The 4,372-nt window shown below is 61.4% G+C and carries 2 protein-coding genes; both read left to right on the forward strand.

What is annotated here, in order from left to right:
* The coding region (locus tag ACLTXB_RS09050) for a DNA-directed RNA polymerase subunit beta (protein WP_428226729.1) at positions 1 to 2,270 on the forward strand (2,270 nt) is incomplete at its 5' end.
* A gap of 21 nt (positions 2,271 to 2,291) precedes the next feature.
* Positions 2,292 to 4,372: DNA-directed RNA polymerase subunit beta' (gene rpoC / locus ACLTXB_RS09055; protein WP_428226730.1), on the forward strand; the 2,081-nt coding region annotated here is incomplete at its 3' end.

Below are 4,372 nucleotides of genomic sequence, written 5' to 3' on the forward strand. Positions count from 1 at the left end.
GCCACTACGGCCGTCTGTGCCCCATTGAGACCCCCGAAGGTCCTAACATCGGCCTGATTTCCTATCTGGCCTCCTATGCCCGCATCAACCGTTACGGCTTCATCGAGACCCCCTACCGCAAGGTGGATAAGGCCACCGGTCAGGTCACCGACCAGATCGAGTATATGACCGCCGATGTGGAAGACGAGTATGTTATCTGCCAGGCTACCGAGCCTGTGGACGAGAACAACCGCTTCGTCAACGAGCGTATCACCTGCCGCCGCCGCAACGAGATCATCTCTGTGCCCGCCGCTCAGGTGGATTACGTGGACGTGTCCCCCAAGATGATGGTGTCCATCGCGACTGCCATGATCCCCTTCCTGCAGAACGACGACGCCAACCGTGCCCTGATGGGTGCCAACATGCAGCGTCAGGCCGTGCCCCTGCTGCGTCCTGAGGCCCCTGTGGTGGCCACCGGCCAGGAGCACAAGAACTGCATCGATTCCGAGGTCGCCATCCTGGCTGAGGGTCCCGGTACCGTCACCAAGGTGTCCGCACGGTATATCACCGTCAAGTACGACAACGGCCAGACCAAGGAGTACCGTCTGACCAAGTACCTGCGTTCCAACCACGGTACCTGCATCAACCAGCGTCCCATCGTGAACATCGGCCAGCGGGTGGAGTTCCAGGACGTGCTGGCTGACGGCCCCTCCACCGACCGGGGCGAGATCGCTCTGGGCCGGAACATCCTCATGGGCTTCATGACCTGGGAAGGTTACAACTACGAGGACGCCATCCTGCTCAACGAGCGCATGGTGAAGGAGGACGTGTTCACCTCCATCCACATCGAGGAGTATGAGCTGGAGGCCCGTGACACCAAGCTGGGTCCCGAGACCATCACCCGCGACATCCCCAACGTGGGCGAGGACGCCCTGCGTGACCTGGACGAGCACGGCATCATCCGTGTGGGCGCCGAGGTCCATGCCGGCGACTACCTGGTTGGTAAGGTCGCCCCCAAGGGCGAGGCTGAGGCCACCGCGGAGGAGAAGCTGCTGCGGGCCATCTTTGGCGAAAAGGCCCGTGAGGTCCGTGACACCTCCCTGAAGGTGCCCCACGGCGAGAGCGGTACCATCGTGGACGTAAAGATCTTTACCCGTGAGAACGGCGACGAGCTGTCTCCCGGTGTCAATCAGGTGGTTCGTGTCTATATTGCCCAGAAGCGTAAGATCTCCGTGGGCGATAAGATGGCCGGCCGCCACGGTAACAAGGGTGTTGTTTCCCGCATCCTGCCCCAGGAGGATATGCCCTTCCTGCCCGACGGCACTCCCCTGGATATCGTACTGAACCCCCTGGGCGTGCCTTCCCGTATGAACATCGGTCAGGTGCTGGAGGTCCACTTGGGCTACGCTGCCAAGACCCTGGGCTGGAAGGTGGCTACCCCCATCTTCAACGGCGCCAGCGAGGCCGACATCCAGGAGTGCCTGAAGATGGCCGGTCTGGCCCGCGAGGTGGGCAAGAACGAGCCTCTGATCGGCAAGCAGCTGTATCTGGCCGACGAGGACGGCGAGCTGCAGACCCTGTCTGCTGAGGAGATGGCCGACACTGCCCAGATCAATCAGTGGCAGCAGGAGGGCCGCCTACGTCTGGTGGACGGCAAGAACTGGCTGTACGACGGCCGTACCGGTGAGCGGTTTGATAACCCCGTCACCGTGGGTTACGTGTACTTCCTGAAGCTGCACCACCTGGTCGACGATAAGATCCACGCCCGTGCTACCGGCCCCTACTCTCTGGTTACCCAGCAGCCTCTGGGCGGCAAGGCACAGTTCGGCGGCCAGCGCTTCGGCGAGATGGAGGTGTGGGCCCTGGAGGCTTACGGTGCTGCCTACACCCTGCAGGAGATCCTCACCGTCAAGTCCGACGACGTCACCGGCCGTGTCAAGACCTACGAGGCCATTGTCAAGGGCCACAACGTGCCCAAGCCCGGTGTGCCTGAGTCCTTCAAGGTGCTCATCAAGGAGCTGCAGTCCCTGTGTCTGGACATGAAGGTGCTGGACGCCCAGGGCAACGAGATCGAGCTCAAGGACGAGGACGAGGATACCTATCAGCCCGGCGCCCGGGACGATTACTACAAGGACGACGAAGACTTCGGCTATCAGAAGGACGCCGACTTCGCCGCCGCCGGCGGCTTCACCTTCAAGGGTCAGAGCGATGACGACGACCTGACGGTGGAGCTGGACGAGGAGGACGGCCAGGATGAAGAAGAGTCGTACTCCGGCGAGGACTATGAATAAGTAAGGGAGGAAGTCTGAAGAATGAGTTACGCTGAGTTTGACGCCATCCAGATTGGCATCGCCTCCCCTGAGAAGATCCGCGAGTGGTCTTACGGCGAGGTCAAGCGCCCCGAGACCATCAACTACCGCACTCTGAAGCCCGAGAAGGACGGCCTGTTCTGTGAAAAGATCTTTGGCCCCACCAAGGACTGGGAGTGTAACTGCGGCAAGTACAAGAAGATCCGTTACAAGGGCAAGATCTGTGACCGCTGCGGCGTAGAGATCACCCGCTCCAAGGTCCGCCGTGAGCGCATGGGCCACATTGAGCTGGCTGCCCCTGTGTCCCACATCTGGTACTTCAAGGGTATCCCCTCCCGGATGGGCCTGCTGCTGGATATCAGCCCCCGCATCCTGGAGAAGGTGCTGTACTTCGCCAGCTATATTGTGATTGACCCCGGCTTCACCCCCCTGTCCCGCAACCAGATCCTCTCCGAGAAGGAGTACCGGGACATGCGGGAGAAGTACGAGGACGACTTTGACGCCGGCATGGGCGCCGAGGCCGTGAAGAAGCTGCTGCAGCAGATCGATCTGGAGCAGCTCTCCGACCAGCTTCGCAAGGAGCTCAAGGACGCCTCCGGCCAGAAGAAGGCCCGCATCGTCAAGCGTCTGGAAGTGGTAGACGCCTTCCGCATCTCCGGCAACAAGCCTGAGTGGATGATCATTGACGTGCTGCCCGTTATTCCCCCCGAGATCCGGCCCATGGTTCCCCTGGACGGCGGCCGCTACGCCTCCTCTGACCTCAACGACCTCTACCGCCGGGTCATCAACCGCAACAACCGACTCAAGCGCCTGATCCAGCTCAACGCTCCTGACATCATTGTCCGCAACGAGAAGCGTATGCTCCAGGAGGCGGTGGACGCCCTGATCGACAACGGCCGCCGCGGCCGTGCCGTCACCGGCGCCAACAACCGCGCTCTGAAGTCCCTCAGCGACATGCTGAAGGGTAAGCAGGGCCGCTTCCGTCAGAACCTGCTGGGTAAGCGTGTTGACTACTCCGGCCGTTCTGTTATCGTGGTCGGCCCCTCCCTAAAGATCTACCAGTGCGGTCTGCCTAAGGAGATGGCCATTGAGCTGTTCCGCCCCTTCGTGATGAAGAAGCTGGTGGACGACGGTCTGGCCAACAACATTAAGGCCGCCAAGAAGATGGTGGAAAAGGGCGAGGCCGCTGTGTGGGACGCCCTGGAGTTCGTCATCAAGGATCACCCTGTCATGCTCAACCGCGCGCCTACCCTGCACCGTCTGGGTATCCAGGCCTTCGAGCCCGTGCTCGTGGAGGGCCGCGCCATCAAGCTGCACCCCCTGGTGTGTACCGCCTTTAACGCCGACTTCGACGGCGACCAGATGGCTGTCCACGTACCCCTGTCTGCCGAGGCTCAGACCGAGGCCCGGGTGCTCATGCTCTCTGCCAACAACCTGCTGCGTCCCCAGGACGGCGGCCCGGTTACCATCCCCTCTCAGGATATGATCCTGGGTGCCTACTACCTCACCTATGCCCGTGAGGAGGGCGGCCTGGGCCACTGCTTTGCCGACAAGGACGAGGCTATGCTGGCCTACGACTCCGGCATCGTCACCCTCCATACCCCCATCAAGGTGCGTATGTACCGTGAGATCAACGGTGTCATGGAGCACAAGCTGGTGGAGACCACCGTGGGTCGTCTGATCTACAACGAGGCCATTCCTCAGGATCTGGGCTTTGTGGACCGCACCAACCCCGAGACCATGTTCGACCCCGAGATCAACTTCGTGGTGGGCAAGAAGCAGCTGGGCAAGATCATCGACAAGTGCATTACCAAGCACGGCTTCACCGTTTCCGCCGGTGTGCTGGACGCCATCAAGGACCTGGGCTACCACTACTCCACCCGCGGTTCTCTGACCGTCGCCATCGCCGATATGACCGTACCTCAGAAGAAGTACGAACTGATCGGCGACACCGAGAAGGAGATCATCAAGATCGACCGGCAGTACCGCCGCGGTCTGATCACCAACGAGGAGCGCTACCGCCTGTCTGTTCAGGCCTGGGAAAAGACCACCGCCGACGTGACCACCGCCCTGCAGGAGTCCAT

Source organism: Flintibacter sp. (genome assembly GCF_046973065.1).